13 protein-coding genes are annotated in these 16,790 nt (G+C 65.1%); 8 read left to right on the top strand and 5 right to left on the bottom strand.

The features are described from left to right. Nucleotides 1-690 (top strand): YcjX family protein (locus tag G8O24_RS07685; RefSeq protein WP_188098033.1); only part of this gene is annotated, 690 nt, incomplete at its 5' end. Beyond that, on the top strand, nucleotides 687-1,715 hold the full coding sequence (locus G8O24_RS07690) for a YcjF family protein (protein ID WP_188098035.1): 1,029 nt from the start codon (nucleotides 687-689) through the stop codon (nucleotides 1,713-1,715). The genes G8O24_RS07685 and G8O24_RS07690, both read left to right, overlap by 4 nt. On the opposite strand, the gene G8O24_RS07695 is transcribed toward G8O24_RS07690, so the two are convergent. Then, entirely contained in the window at nucleotides 1,624-3,189 is a 1,566-nt protein-coding gene (locus G8O24_RS07695) for a glycosyltransferase family 39 protein (RefSeq protein WP_191093100.1), read from the bottom strand. The two genes, G8O24_RS07690 and G8O24_RS07695, sit on opposite strands and share 92 nt — an antisense overlap. Before the next feature lie 371 nt (nucleotides 3,190-3,560). On the opposite strand from G8O24_RS07695, the gene G8O24_RS07700 reads away from it, so the two are divergent. The 4 genes from G8O24_RS07700 to G8O24_RS07715 all read left to right on the top strand — a co-directional run bounded on the left by G8O24_RS07700 (nucleotide 3,561) and on the right by G8O24_RS07715 (nucleotide 7,505). Beyond that, complete coding sequence (locus G8O24_RS07700) at nucleotides 3,561-5,297, top strand: adenylate/guanylate cyclase domain-containing protein (RefSeq protein WP_188098037.1); 1,737 nt, start codon at nucleotides 3,561-3,563, stop codon at nucleotides 5,295-5,297. Between the two features lie 290 nt (nucleotides 5,298-5,587). Continuing rightward, complete coding sequence (gene sorA, locus G8O24_RS07705; protein ID WP_188098039.1) at nucleotides 5,588-6,787, top strand: SorA family sulfite dehydrogenase catalytic subunit; 1,200 nt, start codon at nucleotides 5,588-5,590, stop codon at nucleotides 6,785-6,787. A gap of 12 nt (nucleotides 6,788-6,799) precedes the next feature. Beyond that, complete coding sequence (gene sorB, locus G8O24_RS07710; RefSeq protein WP_188098040.1) at nucleotides 6,800-7,108, top strand: SorB family sulfite dehydrogenase c-type cytochrome subunit; 309 nt, start codon at nucleotides 6,800-6,802, stop codon at nucleotides 7,106-7,108. Between the two features lie 196 nt (nucleotides 7,109-7,304). Next, nucleotides 7,305-7,505, top strand: a complete 201-nt coding sequence (locus G8O24_RS07715) for a cold-shock protein (protein WP_008134691.1) — start codon at nucleotides 7,305-7,307, stop codon at nucleotides 7,503-7,505. Nucleotides 7,506-7,673: 168 nt separating this feature from the next. Here the strand turns inward: G8O24_RS07715 and G8O24_RS07720 are convergent, their stop codons facing one another. Further along, entirely contained in the window at nucleotides 7,674-8,135 is a 462-nt protein-coding gene (locus G8O24_RS07720; RefSeq protein ID WP_188098042.1) for an Lrp/AsnC ligand binding domain-containing protein, read from the bottom strand. Between the two features lie 114 nt (nucleotides 8,136-8,249). Between G8O24_RS07720 and putA the strand changes: the two genes are divergently transcribed. Beyond that, nucleotides 8,250-11,261: a bifunctional proline dehydrogenase/L-glutamate gamma-semialdehyde dehydrogenase PutA gene (gene putA, locus G8O24_RS07725; protein ID WP_188098044.1), complete on the top strand. Its 3,012-nt coding sequence runs from the start codon at nucleotides 8,250-8,252 to the stop codon at nucleotides 11,259-11,261. 1 nt (nucleotide 11,262) lies between these two features. Here putA and G8O24_RS07730 read toward each other — a convergent pair whose 3' ends face one another. Beyond that, nucleotides 11,263-13,371 (bottom strand): tetratricopeptide repeat protein, encoded by a 2,109-nt coding sequence (locus G8O24_RS07730; RefSeq protein ID WP_188098046.1) that lies wholly within the window; start codon nucleotides 13,369-13,371, stop codon nucleotides 11,263-11,265. A 232-nt stretch (nucleotides 13,372-13,603) separates the two neighbouring features. Here G8O24_RS07730 and G8O24_RS07735 point away from each other — a divergent pair, with 232 nt between their 5' ends. Further along, nucleotides 13,604-14,809 (top strand): CaiB/BaiF CoA transferase family protein, encoded by a 1,206-nt coding sequence (locus G8O24_RS07735; protein ID WP_188098048.1) that lies wholly within the window; start codon nucleotides 13,604-13,606, stop codon nucleotides 14,807-14,809. 136 nt (nucleotides 14,810-14,945) lie between these two features. On the opposite strand, the gene G8O24_RS07740 is transcribed toward G8O24_RS07735, so the two are convergent. Both G8O24_RS07740 and G8O24_RS07745 read right to left on the bottom strand, forming a co-directional pair. Then, nucleotides 14,946-15,110, bottom strand: a complete 165-nt coding sequence (locus G8O24_RS07740; RefSeq protein ID WP_188098050.1) for a hypothetical protein — start codon at nucleotides 15,108-15,110, stop codon at nucleotides 14,946-14,948. 48 nt (nucleotides 15,111-15,158) lie between these two features. Then, complete coding sequence (locus G8O24_RS07745; protein ID WP_188098051.1) at nucleotides 15,159-16,706, bottom strand: hypothetical protein; 1,548 nt, start codon at nucleotides 16,704-16,706, stop codon at nucleotides 15,159-15,161. Between the last annotated feature and the right edge of the window lie 84 nt (nucleotides 16,707-16,790).

The following is a 16,790-nucleotide window of genomic DNA, read 5'->3' on the forward strand; positions in this document are numbered from 1 at the left end:
TACAAGGACGTCGTGGTGCGACCGTTTTTTCGCGATCATTTTGCCCGGCTCGATCGCCAGATCGTGCTGGCGGATGCGCTCGCCGCATTCAATTCGGGGCCCGAGGCGCTGCACGATCTCGAAGCGGCACTATCAGGAATTCTCGATTGCTTCAACATCGGCCGCAGCACGTTTCTCTCCAGCATGTTCAGGCCGCGCATCGATCGCATCCTGTTCGCGGCGACCAAGGCGGATCATCTGCATCATTCCAGCCACGACCGCCTCGAGGCCGTGCTGCGCCGCGCGGTCACCCGCGCCGCCGCGCGCGCGGAAGACACCGGCGCTGAGATCGACGTGGTGGCGCTTGCCGCCGTCCGCGCCACGCGCGAGGCACAGGTTGCGCATGGCCGCGACAAACTTCCCTCGATCCTGGGCACGCCGGCCGCAGGCGAAAGCGCCAACGGGGAATTCTTTGACGGCAACACGGAGGTTGCGACCTTCCCGGGCGATCTGCCTTTGGATCCGGAGCCCTTGTTCAATGGCAGCACCGCATTCCGCGGCCTCTCGACGCAAGCTGCCGAGACAAGCGATTTCCGCTTCCTGCGCTTCCGCCCGCCCAAGCTCGAACGCGAGGGCAATGACGAGCCGGCGCTGCCTCACATCCGTCTCGACCGCGCCTTGCAGTTCCTGATCGGAGACAAGCTCGCATGAACGACCGATCGAAGCCACGGCGGCCGGCGACGTTCCGGCTCGACGATCCCGACGTTGTCGTCAGCGAGGCCGACGAGACCAGCCGGCTTGGCCGCGCCACGATCCAGATCACGCCGGAGCACGATCCTCAGGCGCTGCCGGTGCCGATCGAAACGGCACTCCCGGCACGTCGCGGCTTTCCTTGGGGCGCGCTATTCTGGTCCGGCGTCGCCGGCCTGACGCTGCTCGGCACCGGGCTTGGCGTTGTCAGGCTGATCGAGGATCTGTTTGCACGCAGCGAAAGCCTCGGCTTCGTCGGGCTCGCGCTCGCCTTCGTCACCACGCTGGCGCTCGCCGTGGTGATCGCGCGCGAGACGTTCGGCCTCGCACGGCTTGCGACGATCGAAAAACTGCACCGGCGTGCCGCCGAGGTCCTCGCCAGCGACGATCGCAAGGAGAGCCGCGCCATCGTGCAGGACCTGATCGCCATTGCGCACCAGAACCCGCAACTCGCGCGCGCCCGTGCCGCGTTGGAAAGCCACACCGGCGAGATCATCGACGGCGCCGACATGATCCGGCTCGCCGAGCGCGAATTGATGTCGCCGCTGGATGCCGAGGCGCGGCGGCTGGTGTCGTCGGCGGCGCAGCGGGTCTCGATCGTCACGGCGGTGTCGCCGCGCGCGCTGTTCGACGTGCTATTCGTGTTCGTGGCCTCGCTGCGCCTGATCCGCCAGCTCGCCCGGCTCTATGGCGGCAGACCCGGCGCGCTCGGCATGGTCCGCCTGCTCCGCCACGTCATCGCCCACCTCGCCATCACCGGGGGCCTCGCCGCCAGCGACAGCCTGGTGCAGCAGATGCTCGGGCACGGGATCGCAGCAAAGCTGTCGCAGCGGCTGGGCGAAGGCATGCTCAACGGGCTGTTGACGGCGCGGCTGGGCCTGGCCGCGATCGACGTCACCAGGCCGCTGCCATTCGCCGCGCTGCCGCCGCCGAAACTGTCGGACCTCGCAGCGGATCTGCTGCGGCGGAAAGAGGAGGAGGCGTGACTCGCAGGGCCAGCACCCGCCACTGGAATAGCGGCGAGTCCTTTGGCGGCGAGAGCTCCGGAGTCCAGCCGGTGAGCTTGTCGAGCGTGTAGGTATCGATGAGGACGCCCCGCCAGCGACGTTCGACCTGGCCAAGCTGCTCGCGCATCGCGGGGATTAGCTCCCACAGCGGCGAATGATCGTCGGGCTGACGACCGACATAGAGGCCGGCATGTCCCCTGATCCTGTCGATGCCGGGATCGCGAAAATCCTGGAAGCGGCCGCGCTCGTTGATCTCGACCACAGGCACCTTGCCGCGAAACAGCCAGCGCATCATCGCATAGGTGCGGTAATCCGTGGTCGCGATCCAGGTGGCGCCGGTCTCGTCCAGCGCGGCCTGCGCACGGGCGGCGACCTGGTCGTAACCAGCCTCGGCGCCGATCGGATCCATCTTGCCGAGCAAGTTCCAGGGGGCGGCGACGTAATAGAGGAACACGATCACGACGAAGGCGATCCCCGACACCAGCGCCGCGTTCACCCAGAAGATGCTTGAGCGCGCCGACCAGCCTTCCTTCGGCAGCACGGCAAGGTTCACCGCCGCGGCCGCGAAGCCGACCGGCCACATGAACATCGGCCAGGTATCGCCCACCCTGAGCGTCAGCGACTTGAAGAAGAAGTAGACGAACGGCACCAGCACCGCCGTCGACAGCAGGATCGCCACCGGCTCGCGCGCGCGATAGCCGCGCCAAGCCGTCATGACGAGAGCCGACAGCACCACCGGCAGCATCACGAACCCGACGAGGCCGAATTGCAGGCCGATATAGTCGCCGATGGTTCGCAGCGAAATGCCGTAATTTGCGGTGGCGCGCACGCCCTGGAAACGGAACGAGGCCCAGTCGTGCTGCGCGTTCCAGATCAGGACCGGCGAGAACACAGCCACGGCGATCAGCACCGCGAGGTAGGGATGCGGACTGCGCAGCCAGCGCGTCCGCCAATCGGGCACCAGCAGGAACGCAGCGACCGCCGGCGCGAACATGATCGCGGTGAATTTCGACAGCAGCGACAGGCCGGCGAACAGCCCGGCCGCGAGCCACCAGCGGCCGTCGCCACCCTGCGCCAGCCGCACCAGCGACCACATCATCGCCATCGCAAACGGGATCATGGCGACGTCGGGTGCGACCTTGGCCATCAGCAGGCCATAATAGAGCGCGGCTTCCGGCATCAGCACGGCCACCATGATCGCGCGCACATCATGGGTGAGGCGGCGGACGATGTCGGCGAGCAACAGCTGCGTCACCAGCATGGCGACAATACCGCCGAAGCGCACGCCAAGCACGGTGTCGCCGAAGATCGCGGTGCCGAAGCGGATCAGCCAGGCGATGCCGGGCGGATGATCGAGGAAGCTCAGCGCGCCCTCTTTCGACCAGGTCCAGTAATAGGCCTCGTCGGTGCGCAGCTCGATTGCGGAGGCATAGATGATACGCAGCACCGTCATGGCGGCAATCACCAGCACGGCGATGACCAGCGGCCGGCGCAATGCGCCATCGGGCTTCACGGTGATGTCGGGAGCGATCGTCACGGCCGCGCTTTTCCCCGACTTGGGAGGGGGAGTCAATGTGGCCGGCTGGTGCGCACCATGTCAGCCGTCACGGACGGTCGCGTAGGGTGGGCAAAGCGAAACGTGCCCACCACCTGAAGATGCGTGGGCACGGCGCAAGAGCGCCTTTGCCCACCCTACGAGACCTGTCCACTCCGCAATACTTACCCTAACGTAACCTTGTCGCGCATGTGATCAGACCGGCCATCTTCTTGCGGAATTTAACTCTCCGCTGGCTGTTCTCCTCAGGGAGCTGATACAACCGAATCATGGCCACGACTGTTCTTTCCCGATTGCCCGAACTCGTCCGCTCGACCAGCGCGCGGCAAGTGCGGCTGGTCTGCGGCGTCATCCTGTTCTCCTATGTGGTCAGCCATTTCCTCAACCATGCGCTCGGCAACATCTCGGTCGATGCCATGCAGGTCGGGGTCTACTACCACACCGCGTTCTGGCAGTTCCTGCCTGTCGCGATCGTATTCTACGGCGCGGCTTTCACCCATATGGGGCTCGGCATCTATGCGTTGTACCAGCGCCGCGAGTTCCGCTGGCGGACGATCGAGCCGCTGCAGCTGCTGCTGGGCCTGAGCATCCCCGCGTTGGTGATGGCGCATGTAATCGGCATTCGGCTGGGCCAGACGCTTTACGGCCACGAGAAGCTCTATCCGCAGGAGCTCTATCTGTTCTTCGTCGTGGCGCCCGGCCGGCTCTGGAGCATGATGATTCTGTTGATCATCGCCTGGGTCCACGGTTGTATCGGCATCTATTTCTGGCTCCGGCTGAAACCGTTCTTCATGCGCGCGGCACCCTATCTGCTCGCGGCCGCCGTGCTGATCCCGACGCTGGCGCTGCTCGGCATCTACCAGGGTGGCCGCAGTGTGGCTGCCGACAGCGAGGATGCGGACTGGCGCAAGCAGAACTACACGCAGCGCGAGGTCGGCACGTTCGCGCAGGCCGATACGCTCGACCGCATCACCGGCAGACTGACGATGGGTTACTTCGGCCTGCTCGGGCTGGTGCTGCTGGCGCGCGGCGTGCGCGGCTGGCGCGAGCGGCGCGGCGGCATGATCGCGCTGTCCTACGGCAACGGCAAGACCGTGCGCGTGCCGAAGGGTCTCTCGGTGCTGGAGGCGAGCCTGCGCCACAACGTGCCGCATGCCAGCGTCTGCGGCGGTCGCGCGCGCTGCTCGACCTGCCGCATCCGCATCATCGGCGACCACGGCGCCCTGCCCGAGCCCTCGCAGCGCGAGGCATTCGTGCTGGCCCGCGTCGGCACCGCCGATCCCTCGATCCGCCTGGCCTGCCAGCTGCGCCCGGATTCCGATCTCTCCTTCTTCCAGCTGTTCATGCCGCACATGCTGTCGGCCGACGCCCACGGATCCTCGCCGGCAGGGATCGGCCAGGAGCGCTATCTCGTCAGCCTGTTCGTCGACATGCGCGGCTCGACGCAACTCGCCGAGAAGCGGCTACCGTTCGACACCGTCTTCATCGTCAATCGCTTCCTAGGTGCGGTATCGCAGGCCGTGATCGAGAATGGCGGCCAGCCGAACCAGTTCGTCGGCGACGGCATGCTGGCGCTGTTCGGGCTCACGACCGATCCGCACACCGCCTGCCGGCAGGCGCTGAAGGCCGTTGCCGGCATTGCGGCCCATGTCGACGAACTGAACGAGCTCCTGAGCCACGATCTGCGCCAGCCAATCCGCTTCGGCATCGGCGTCCATGGCGGCGAGGTCATCATCGGCGATATCGGCTATCGCGATCACATCGTCTTCACCGCGCTGGGCGACGCCGTCAATGTCGCCGCGCGGCTCCAGGACATGACCAAGACGCTGGCTTGCGAGGCCATCGTCTCCGAGGAGGTCCGCCGTACCGCCCGCCTCGCCGACGACGTGCTGCCGAAGCAGGAGGTCGCGATTCGCGGCCGCGACGAGCCGATGGTGGTGCGCGTCGTTGCGGACACCAGGACATTGTCCGCGATCATTGCCGGCGGCGAGCGCGTCGCGGCGTAACGCGAGCCACGCGGAAGGTGCGCTCCCTCTCCCGCTTGCGGGAGAGTGTTGGGGAGAGGGTGTCTCCGCATTGGGACAATCCCCTAGAGGGGAAAGCCCTCTCCCGGCCTCTCCCGCAAGCGGGAGAGGTGAAGAAAGAATCATCTCGCATAACACCGGCCTGTTGCGGCGCAGCGGCATGGGATTGCTGCGAAAGCACGAATTGACTTCAGCCAAACGGTTGAGACAGATGAGCGCGGATCTCGCGGTGATGACCGCGGGCCAACGAAAAGCTCCGGGAGGAGACCTGAATGTTCGACCGACGCGACCTGCTCAAAGGAGCGGGCCTTGCCGCCATGGCGGCCACATTGAATTCCACCAAGGCGCTGGCGCTCGACACGGTTACGCTGCCTTTTGCCAATGGCGAGCGGCCGCTGGTGAAATATCCGCAGAAGCGGCCGATGATCGGGCTCACCAGCCGTCCGCCGCAGCTCGAGACGCCGTTTGCCATCTTCGACGACGGCCCGATCACGCCGAACAACGCGTTCTTCGTGCGCTATCACCTCGCCGACCTCCCCTACAATCTCGATCCCGACAAGTTCACGCTCGAGGTCAAGGGCAAGGTCGACAAGCCGCTGAAGCTGTCGCTGAAGGACATCAGGAAAATGAAGGCGACCGAGATCGTCGCCGTAGCGCAATGTTCCGGCAACAGCCGCGGCTTCTTCGAGCCGCGCGTTGCCGGCGGCCAGCTCGCCAATGGCGCGATGGGCAATGCGCGCTGGCGCGGCGTGCCGCTGAAAGCCGTGCTCGAGATGGCCGGCGTGCAGACCGGCGCCAAGCAGGTCGTATTCGCTGGCATGGACGGGCCGGTCAGCGACAAGACGCCTGATTTCGCCAAGGCGCTCGATCTCGATCACGCCACCGACGGCGAGGTGATGCTGGCCTATGGCATGAACGGCGAGGACCTGCCGTTCCTCAACGGCTTCCCGCTGCGCCTGATCGTTCCAGGCTATTACGGCACCTACTGGGTCAAGCACCTCAACGAGATCACCGTCATCGATAGCGTCTATGACGGTTTCTGGATGAAGTCGGCCTACCGGATTCCCGATACGCCCGACAATTCGGTCGAGCCCGGCACGACGCCGAAGGCGACGATCCCGATCAACCGCTTCACCATCCGCTCCTTCATCACCAACGTGACCGACGGCGCCAAGCTGAAGACGGGACGCACGACGCTGCGCGGCATCGCCTTCGACGGCGGCAAGGGCATCAAGGACGTTTCGGTCTCCACCGATGGCGGCAAGACCTGGGCTTCCGCCAAGCTCGGCAAGGATCTCGGCAACTACTCGTTCCGCGAATGGAAGCTGCCGGTGAAGCTCGCCGCAGGCCAGGTCGAGCTCAAGGTACGCGCCACCAGCAATTCCGGCGAGACGCAGCCGGATACCCCGCGCTGGAACCCGGCGGGCTATTTGCGCAACGTCGTCGAAACCGTCCGCGTCAGCGTGGCCTGAGGAAGAATGATCATGCAGCGCACCGTTCTCCCCGCCATCGCCTTTGCCCTCGCCGTCACGCTAGGTTCGTCCCTTGCCGCGCCGGTCGACTACAAGACCCCTGACGAGACGGCAGCCTTCAGGCCGGGCCCCAATCTCGAAATGGTGCAGGGCAATTGCGCCGCGTGCCACTCGTCGGACTACATCGCCACGCAGCCGCCGATGAAGGACAAGAAGGCGTTCTGGCAGGCCGAGGTGACCAAGATGATCAAGGTCTATGGCGCGCCGATTGCGGACGCCGACGTCGGCAAGATCGTGGACTATCTTGCCGCGACCTACTGACGGCACCGGGGCCAATTGACCGCGAAACGGGCAAAACCGGCAAAAACGCCGCGAAGTTGAGCGAATTTCGGCGAAATGCGGATGTGGTTTGATCTACCAAGCCCGCCACATTCCGCGTATCCTGTAGGACCGAACCAGCCGGTTGGCGGGGACTGGCGGTTCGCGATCTCGGAGGAAGACCCGCGGAGAAGACGTGATGGCTAAAGGTACGGTCAAGTGGTTCAATCCGACCAAGGGTTATGGATTTATCCAGCCTGCGTCGGGCGGCAAGGATGTTTTCGTCCATATTTCGGCAGTGCAGAAAGCCGGCCTGTCCTCGCTCAACGAGGGCCAGACGGTTGAGTATGAAGAGATCGCAAACCGGGGCAAGACCTCCGCAGAGAACCTCAAAGTATAAGCCCGTCAGCCTTCGCGGCCTCCCGGATTGATCCGGGAGTGGGGCCAAGAAGATTTTAGAAGACGATCAGTGCATTCGACGACAGGCGTTGCGACTGCACGCGGAACGCTATTTGCCGTCGAGATCGCCAATCAACGCCGCAGCAACGACAATCGCGACCGCATGTGGTCAGCCCACCGGCAACGGTGCGTCGCGCTTGATCTCCTCCATCACCGCATAGGTGCGCGTTTCGCGCACACCCGGCATCGACAGCAGCGTCTCGCCGAGGAAACGCCGATAGGCGGTCATGTCGGCCAGCCGCGCCTTCACAAGATAGTCGAAGCCGCCTGCAACCATGTGACACTCCAGCACTTCGGGCGCGAGTTTCACCGCGCGCGCAAACCGCTCGAAATTATCAGGCGTGGTCTTGTCGAGCAGCACCTCGACGAACACCAGCAGGCCAAGGCCAAGCCGGTGCGGATTAAGCCGCGCGCCATAGCCTTCGATAAATCCCTCGCGTTGCAGGCGCTTCAGCCGCTCGCCGACCGAGGTGGGCGACAGCCCGATGCGCTCGGCGAGCTCGACATTGGCGATTCGCCCATCTTCCTGCAAAATCGAGAGGATTCTCCGGTCGATCCGATCGAGATCCATATTTCCTACGGCGAAAGCGTCAATTAGCTTCATTTTCTAAGGCAAAATTGATATCTTGTCTATCGAACTACGGTCACGCGGGCTTTATCCTGGATTTGAGCCACAGGACACGCCATGCCGAACATCCCACCGCCCTTCTCCGCCCCCTACGCGCCTGACGATGCCGACATCGCCGCACGGCTCTTCCCCTCGGCGCATCTTAGCCCGCCGCAGGAAGCGCGGATCGACCGCATGGCGACGCGACTGATCGAGGCGATCCGCAAGCGCGACGACCGCCTCGCAGGCAATCTGGGTGGAGTCGAGGACATGCTGCGCGAGTTCGCGCTCTCGACCAAGGAAGGGCTCGCTTTGATGGTGCTGGCCGAGGCGCTACTGCGGGTGCCTGATGCGCGCACCGCCGACCAGTTCATCGAGGACAAGCTCGGCGAGGGCGACTTCATCCATCACGAGACCAAGTCCACCGCGTTCCTGGTCAACGCCTCGGCCTGGGCGCTCGGCCTGTCGGCGCGGGTGATCCAGCCAGGCGAGACGCCCGACGGCACCATCGGCCGTCTGGTGAAGCGGCTCGGTGCGCCCGCGGTGCGGACCGCCACGCGCCAGGCGATGCGGCTGATGGGCAATCACTTCGTACTCGGCGAGACCATCGAGCAGGCGCTGGAACGGGGGAAACCACGCTCCGGCCAGAAGCCGCGTTATTCCTTCGACATGCTCGGCGAAGGTGCGCGTACGGCTGAAGACGCCAGACGCTATTTCGACGCCTATGCCCGCGCGATCGACACCATCGGCAAGGCCGCGGGCAACCATCCCCTGCCCGACCGGCCGGGCATCTCGGTAAAACTCTCGGCGCTGCATCCGCGCTTCGAGGCGATCAGCCGCGACCGCGTGATGGCCGAGCTGGTGCCGCTGCTGCTGGATCTTGCCCGCCGCGCCAAAGCGCACGACCTGAACTTCACCGTCGATGCCGAGGAAGCCGACCGGCTCGAGCTGTCGCTCGACGTGATCGCAGCAACGCTCGCCGATCCCTCGCTCGAGGGCTGGGACGGTTTTGGGCTCGCGATCCAGGCCTATCAGAAGCGCGCCAGCGCCGTGATCGATTACATCCACGAGTTGGCGCGGGCGCACGACCGCAAGCTGATGGTGCGGCTGGTCAAGGGCGCCTATTGGGACACCGAGATCAAGCGCGCGCAGGAGCGCGGACTCGACGGCTATCCGGTCTTCACGCGCAAGGCGATGACGGATCTGAACTACGTCGCCTGCGCGTCGAAGCTCCTTGCGCTGCGACCTCGCATCTTCCCGCAATTCGCGACCCACAATGCCCTCACCGTCGCGACCGTGCTGGAACTCGCCGGCGAGGACGGCGGCTTCGAATTCCAGCGCCTGCACGGCATGGGCGAGGCGCTCTACGAGCAGCTTGCCAAGGATCACCCAGAGATCGCCTACCGTACCTATGCGCCGGTCGGCAGCCACCGCGACCTGCTGGCCTATCTGGTGCGACGTCTGCTCGAGAACGGCGCCAACTCCTCCTTCGTGGCGCAGGCCGCCGACTATCGCGTCCCGGTGCCAGCGCTGCTGAAGCGTCCGGTCGATCTCATCGTCCGCCCCGATCACGCGCATCACGCCAGGATTCCGTTGCCCGGCGACCTGTTCGCGCCGGAGCGGCACAATTCGGGCGGCATCGAGTTCGGCGAGCGCACCGCGCTCGATCGGCTGCTGGCCGACGTCAAGGCGGCGACGCCCGAGCTCAAGCCTGTTACCGACGCCACGCCCGAACAGGCAGGCGCTGCGATCGCTGCGGCCCGCGCCGGCTTTGCTGGATGGAGCCGGACGCAGACCCCGACACGTGCGGCCGCGCTGGAGCAGGCTGCGCATCTCTTGGAAAGCCGCAGGTCCCATTTCATCGCACTGCTGCAAGCCGAGGGCGGCAAGACGCTCGACGACGCACTGTCCGAACTGCGCGAGGCCGCCGATTTCTGCCGTTATTATGCCGCGCAGGGCCGCAAGCTGTTTGGTCAGGAGACGTCGATGCCGGGCCCGACCGGCGAGAGCAATGCGCTCGCCATGCGTGGCCGCGGCGTCTTCGTGGCGATTTCTCCATGGAATTTTCCGCTGGCGATCTTCCTCGGCCAGGTCGCGGCGGCGCTGATGGCCGGCAACAGCGTGGTGGCCAAGCCCGCGGAGCAGACGCCGCGCATTGCGCGCGAGGCCGTCGCCCTGCTGCACGAGGCCGGCATTCCCAACAGCGCGCTGCACCTCGTCACCGGCGACGGCCGCATCGGCGCGGCGCTGACCGCGCATCCTGACGTCGCCGGCGTCGTCTTCACCGGCTCGACCGAAGTCGCGCGCGCGATCAACCGGACGCTCGCCGCCAAGGACGGCCCGATCGTGCCACTGATCGCGGAGACCGGCGGCATCAATGCCATGATCGCGGATGCCACCGCGCTGCCAGAGCAGGTTGCCGACGACGTCGTCACCTCCGCGTTCCGCTCCGCCGGTCAGCGCTGCTCGGCGCTGCGGCTGTTGTTCGTGCAGGAGGACGTCGCCGACCGCATGATCGAGATGATCGCGGGCGCGGCGCGCGAACTGAAGATCGGCGATCCCTCAGATGTCGCGACCCATGTCGGCCCTGTCATCGATCTCGAAGCCAAGCAGCGGCTCGATGCGCATATCGCGCGAATGAAGAGCGAGGCGCGGCTGCACTTTGCAGGCACGGCACCACAGGGCTGCTTCGTCGCGCCGCATATTTTCGAGCTGACGGATGCCGGCCAACTGACCGAGGAGGTATTCGGCCCGATCCTGCATGTGGTGCGTTACCGGGCCGAAAACCTCGCCCGAGTCCTGCAGGCGATCGAGCGTACCAGCTATGGGCTTACGCTCGGCATCCACTCCCGTATCGACGACACGATCGAGGCGATCATCGACCGCGTCCAGGTCGGCAACATCTACGTCAACCGCAACATGATCGGCGCCGTGGTCGGCGTGCAGCCGTTCGGCGGCAACGGCCTGTCCGGAACCGGCCCCAAGGCCGGCGGTCCGCACTATCTCGCACGATTTGCCACCGAGCAGACCGTGACCATCAACACCGCCGCGGCCGGCGGCAACGCCGCACTGCTGGCGGGCGAGGAGTAGCTTACAGGCAAGTGTCGTCCTTGTCGCCGCGCCCGGAGGTGCCGCAGGGCGTGCGCTTGGAAAGCTGCTGGATCTTCAACCTGGATTGGGTCTGGGCCGCGATGTCGAACACGTTCGCCGGCGCCATCTGAGTGGCGCTGCGATAATCGTCCGTCGCCTTGTCCAGATCGCCCCTGCCCTCATAGGCCGTGGCACGCGCAAAATAGCGTTCGATGGTGGGCTTCTGCGTGATCGCCTTGCCGAGGTCGTCCAGCGCCTTGTCGTATTGCTTCATCGAGGTGAAGGCGATGCCGCGCAGGCCGAGCGCATCGGCATCGTTCGGCCGTGTCCTCAGCACCAGATCGAGATCGGTCATGGCGCCAGCGGCATCCTTCTTGCCGAGATAGGCGCGTGCGCGGAGTGTCCGCACGAAGGTGTCGAAGGCAGGCTGCTTGCCGACGAGTTGGTCGAGCGCGACGATCGCGCGGTCGTACTGCCCCGAGAGCAGCATCGCCAGTCCCTGGCCGAGCTCGGCGACCTGGTTGTTGGGATTGCGATCGAGCGCGTTCTTGACGTCGACGAGGCCCTCGGCGCTGTTTCCCTTCAGCAGCAGCACGAGGCCGCGGGCGGCGCGGGCGTTGTCGTTGACGGGGTTGAGCACCAGCGAACGATCGAAATCGACGACGGCCTTGTCGTTCTGATTGAGCCCCATATAGGCCTGACCGCGCTCGGCGAAGGCCATGTAGTCCTTGTCGTTGAGCGAGATCGAGCGGTCGAGATCAGCGATCGCGTCCTGGAACTTTCCGGTCAGGCGGCTCGCCATGCCGCGGCAGATATAAGCGGCCGCATCATTCGGATTGATGCTGAGGGCCTGGTTGGCATCGGCGGTGGCCTGGTCGAACTGCCTCATCCCGATCGAGGCAACCGCATGGGACACCAGCAAGGGTCCGTCATTCGGCTTCATCCTGAGCAGCGTATCGATGTCGGTCCGCGCCTCCGCGAAATGGGACAGCGACAGGTTCGCCGAGACCCGGTATCTCAGCGCCTGCACATTGCGGGGATCGGCCGCAATCACCGTGTTGAGACGCGGCAGGGCATCGGCGTATTTCTTTTGCGCCATCAATTGCGCCGCCTCGCTCAAGCCGGGTGGCGGTGCCGGGAATGTTCCTTTCGGGATCGTTGCCAGCGGAACCGTCGCTTGCGGCGTTGCCGGCGGCGGATCGGCGGCTACCGACCTGGACGCCGTGGATGCCGAGGGCGCGGGCGCGGCGGTCCCACCTTGCACCTTGGCGAGCTCCGCCTGCATCGCGACCGCAGCCTGCCGCTGCTGCTGAGCCATCTGGTCACCAGGAGCGATCGACAGCACCTTGTCGAAATCCGCGATCGCACGGGCATAATCGCCCTTGGAACTGAAGCTCTGCCCGCGCGCGAAATAGGCGCCGCGATCGGGTTGCGGCGACTGCGCGATCACGCGCGAAAAATCCTCGATGGCGTGGTCGAGATCGCCCTTGCGGCGATAGATCTGGCCGCGCCAGAAAAAGGCGCCGGGCAGGCTCGCATTCAGCGAGATCGCCGTGTTGACGTCGCTCATCGCCGAATCGAGCTGCGAGGTCTCGACGGAGGCGCGCGCGCGTCCGACATAGGCCATGGCATAGTCCTGCTTCAGGGCGATCGTCTTGGTGAAATCCGCGGCCGCATCGGTCCATTGCTTCCGATCGAGCTTCAGCCCGCCCCTGGCTGCATAGGCGTTCGGACTGTTGGGATCGAGCTCGATCGCCTGGTTCATATCGGCCAGCCCGCCGTCGAAATCTCCCTTGCGCTGCCGTGCATAGCCGCGCGCCAGCAGCGCCGGCACGGATTTCGGGTCGATCTGCACGGCCGCGTCGGCATCCGCGAGACCTCCGTCGACGTTGGACCGGCTCGTGAACAGGTGCGATCTGCCCACATAGGCACGCAGCCGTTCAGCGGCGGGACGCGACTGGTCGTTGATGATGGCCGTGCAGCCGGGCTCTATCTTCGCAGGGAGCGGCCCATTGCAGTCCTCGAGGTCGCCTGCCTCCGCCAAACCGGCCACCCCGCACAGGAACATGACCGCGGCAGGCACCATCAGACGAGCGAACGGGATCGACATAGCAGGCAGATCCTTGCAGCAAGACAAGCCGGCCCGGCGAGCAGCGGGCAGGCTCAGAAGCTGTACAACCGGGGCGAGCGGATTGCCATAACCCTCTGGCATGACGACCCCGAGACGGCGATTGTCCGACGAGCGTTGCATCCCGCCGAAACATCGGTCAAATGATTGTGCCGTCTGGAGATTACAGAATTCCAGCCGGCGGGAAACAACAAGAGCGAGGAGCAACGCCGCGATGGAAAAAGGCATTTTTGCAGGGCTCAAGGTTCTGGACTGCGCGAGCTTCATCGCGGCGCCCGCGGCTGCGACCGTGCTGTCCGATTTCGGCGCCGACGTCATCAAGATCGAGCCGCCCGGCGCCGGCGACCCCTACCGCAATCTGCCCAACCTGCCCGGCTATCCCACCAGCGAGCACAATTTCGCCTGGCTGCTCGAGGCCCGCAACAAGAAGAGCCTCGCGCTCGACCTCTCCAAGCCCGAGGCCCAGGCCGTGCTCTACAGACTGGTCGAAGAGGCCGACGTGTTCATCACCAACATGCCGCCGCCGGTGCGCGCCAAGCTCGGCATCACCTATGACCATCTCGCTCATCTCAACGACCGGCTGATCTACGCCTCCTTCACCGGCTACGGCGAGAAGGGCGAGGAAGCCAACAAGCCCGGCTTCGACAGCAACGCCTATTGGGCGCGCTCCGGCCTGATGGATCTGGTCCGGGCCGACACCGACACCACGCCGGCCCGCTCCGTCGCAGGCATGGGCGATCATCCCTGCGCCATGGCGCTGTACAGCGCGATCGTCACCGCACTGTATCAGCGCGAGAAGACCGGCAAGGGCTCGCATGTCGCCTCGAACCTGATGGCCAACGGGGTGTGGGCCGCGAGCGTGCTGGCGCAGGCGAAACTCTGCGGCGCCAAGTTCGGCGAGCGGCGACCGCGCGAGCGCGCGCTCAATGCGGTTGCCAACCACTACCAGTGCAAGGACGGCCGCTGGCTGATCCTGTCGCTGCTCAGCGAGGAGAAGCAGTTTCCGACATTGGCCAAGTGCCTCGGACGCGAGGATTTGATCACCGATCCGCGCTTTGCCACCAAGGCGGATCGCCACGCCCGCTCGGTCGAGCTCATCAAGGTCTTTGACGAAACATTCGCCACCAAGGACCTCGCAGAATGGCGAAAAATCCTCGATGGCAACGGGCTCGTCTTCGGCATCGTCGGCATTCTCGACGACATTCCTGATGACAAGCAGATGCTCGACAACGAGGTGCTGGTGCCGTTCGAGAACGACACCATGCTCACCATCAGCTCGCCGATCTGGATCGACGGCACCAGGAAGATGCAGCCGCGCAAGCCGCCCGGCGTCGGCGAGCACAGTGACGAGATTTTACGTGGCGCGGGATATGACGAAGCCGCGATCAAGCAGCTGCGGGGATCCGGGGCGGTGGGGTAAGGGGGCCGCCGCTCCATGACGACGTCGAACCAGCGCGGCATAACAGCCGAACACCGCTGCCGTGAGGTCCCATGCCCGTCTATCGCCTGCATGACTTCCCGGAATCCGGCAATAGCCAGATTACGCGAAGTGAAGGCTACCGCAGCGCCAGCCAGCCGAGCGTGAACAGGATTCCGCCGACGATGACGACGACAGCGACGGCCCAGGAGCTGACGCGAACGCTGCCGGTGACCTGCTTGGCTTCCTCATTGCGCGCGATTTCGCGATTGCGCTCCTTGTTGGCTTCGCCGGTGTCCGTCATGGGTCATCCAAATCGCTTGTTGGCTGGCGCATGCCCCGGGATCATGCGCTAACGCGTCTTGATGAAGCACATGCCAATGCGGTTTGAAGCCGCCGCAGCCTGACAGGTGAGACCTTTAGCACAGGTCCATGACGTGAAACTCCTATCGGCCGTTCCCGATCCCGCGTTTTGCAGGGAACAATGCGCGCCCCAGCCGTCCTGATATTCGGTGCCGGCGAGTTCCCGACTACCGCGCGTCTGCGGCCGGCTGGCAAATCCGCGTGAAAAATCAGGACGTTTGCCTTCGGCGAACGCGGTCAGGATGTCGCGGCGGCGGGGCTGATCGCCGACGAAATGCGGCGAGGCCGGCACGATGGTGGAATTCGAGGCTCCCTCCGTCAGCCAGTCCACGCCCGGGAAATGGAAGCCGCCGATGCCGCGGGTCTGGTGGCAGCCGGAGCAGGTGACATCGTTGAGGCGACGCTGGAAGCCGGCCACCGAGCGGATGTTTTCCATGGTGATGCCGCGCGCGGCCGCCTGCTTCAGCGCGCCGACGACGTCGTTATCGGTGAAGACAGGATCGCTCTTATCTTCGCCTTTTCCTTCCCCTTGCATCATCCCGAACTCCGGCTGCAACGCCGAGCCGTCGAGGCCCGCGGGCGTCGGCGCCACGGCGGCCTTGGCGAGATACTTGTCCGGGATCAGCACCGTGCCGTGATCGAACTCGCGGAGATTCGCGGGCTCGAGCAGCCAAGTCTTGAAGTCGCGGCGGAGCGCATCATCGGCCAGGATGCGGTCGCGGTCGATCTGGTTCTCCAGCGTCGATTCCTCGAAAGTCTTGGTGGCAGCGTCGTATTTGAAGACCTTGAGGAGATAGTCGGAGCGGAAATCGTGCAGGGCCGATTTCGGCGCGATCGAGATCTGGATGTTGGTCTCGATGCGGTCGATCATCGCATCGTAGGGCGCAGAGTGGCTGCCGATCAGTCCCTGCCAGTCGCCATTGTCGAGCCAGCGCCGTGCGACCTCGGCGCAGGTGATGGGTTTGCCGCTACCATCCGTCTGGCGCGCATCGCGCGCCTTCATCACGAGGTTGAACGTCATCGGCAGGCGCGTCGCGGCGCTGCTGCCGTCAGGCCTGGTCTCGAACCGTGCGAGACGATAGATCAGACGGATCTCCCCGCAGGACTCCTCCGACACATAGGCACGGTCCATGCGATTGACGATGCCAGCCAGCACGAAGCGCGTGTTGGCGGATCTCATCACGGCCCGATCGAACAGCTGAACGACGAAATCTTCGCCGACACCGATGGTCTCGCTCGGGAATTTTGCCTTGTGCTGCGCGATGTAGCGGTCGAACTCCGCATCGATTGCCGGCGGGATGTCCTTGAGCTGCGGCAGTGAGGCGAACAGCTGGTCGCTGGTCAGGGGAACATTCGCGTTTCGCTCCGGCCCTAACAGGCGCGAGATTGACAGCGCATCGCTCTGGTCGAGCTTCTTCAGGAGATCGGGATCGGTGATCGCGGTGCCACGCACGAGCGGCGCATTCTCTGCCGAGAGCGACATGGCGCTGCCCAACGACAGGATGGCAGCCAGGAGAATTCGCGGCGCGCGGCTCATGCCTCCACTAACACCGCGCCTGCCAGCCTATTCAAGCCAGAAGGCGCCTCACGCGGTGGTGAAGCGCCTCTTTTGAGTTTCAGC

This window comes from Bradyrhizobium campsiandrae (assembly GCF_014529705.1).
Lineage (GTDB): Bacteria > Pseudomonadota > Alphaproteobacteria > Rhizobiales > Xanthobacteraceae > Bradyrhizobium > Bradyrhizobium campsiandrae.

What these genes read in the sequence shown, in the direction of transcription:
- putA (WP_188098044.1), top strand. Translation starts at nt 8,250, where the DNA reads ATGCCGAACATCCCACCGCCCTTCTCCGCCCCCTACGCGCCTGACGAT.
- G8O24_RS07740 (WP_188098050.1), bottom strand. Translation starts at nt 15,110, where the DNA reads ATGACGGACACCGGCGAAGCCAACAAGGAGCGCAATCGCGAAATCGCG.
- G8O24_RS07690 (WP_188098035.1), top strand. Translation starts at nt 687, where the DNA reads ATGAACGACCGATCGAAGCCACGGCGGCCGGCGACGTTCCGGCTCGAC.
- G8O24_RS07720 (WP_188098042.1), bottom strand. Translation starts at nt 8,135, where the DNA reads ATGGATCTCGATCGGATCGACCGGAGAATCCTCTCGATTTTGCAGGAA.
- G8O24_RS07745 (WP_188098051.1), bottom strand. Translation starts at nt 16,706, where the DNA reads ATGAGCCGCGCGCCGCGAATTCTCCTGGCTGCCATCCTGTCGTTGGGC.
- G8O24_RS07695 (WP_191093100.1), bottom strand. Translation starts at nt 3,189, where the DNA reads ATGACGGTGCTGCGTATCATCTATGCCTCCGCAATCGAGCTGCGCACC.
- G8O24_RS07730 (WP_188098046.1), bottom strand. Translation starts at nt 13,371, where the DNA reads ATGTCGATCCCGTTCGCTCGTCTGATGGTGCCTGCCGCGGTCATGTTC.
- sorB (WP_188098040.1), top strand. Translation starts at nt 6,800, where the DNA reads ATGCAGCGCACCGTTCTCCCCGCCATCGCCTTTGCCCTCGCCGTCACG.
- G8O24_RS07735 (WP_188098048.1), top strand. Translation starts at nt 13,604, where the DNA reads ATGGAAAAAGGCATTTTTGCAGGGCTCAAGGTTCTGGACTGCGCGAGC.
- G8O24_RS07700 (WP_188098037.1), top strand. Translation starts at nt 3,561, where the DNA reads ATGGCCACGACTGTTCTTTCCCGATTGCCCGAACTCGTCCGCTCGACC.
- sorA (WP_188098039.1), top strand. Translation starts at nt 5,588, where the DNA reads ATGTTCGACCGACGCGACCTGCTCAAAGGAGCGGGCCTTGCCGCCATG.
- G8O24_RS07715 (WP_008134691.1), top strand. Translation starts at nt 7,305, where the DNA reads ATGGCTAAAGGTACGGTCAAGTGGTTCAATCCGACCAAGGGTTATGGA.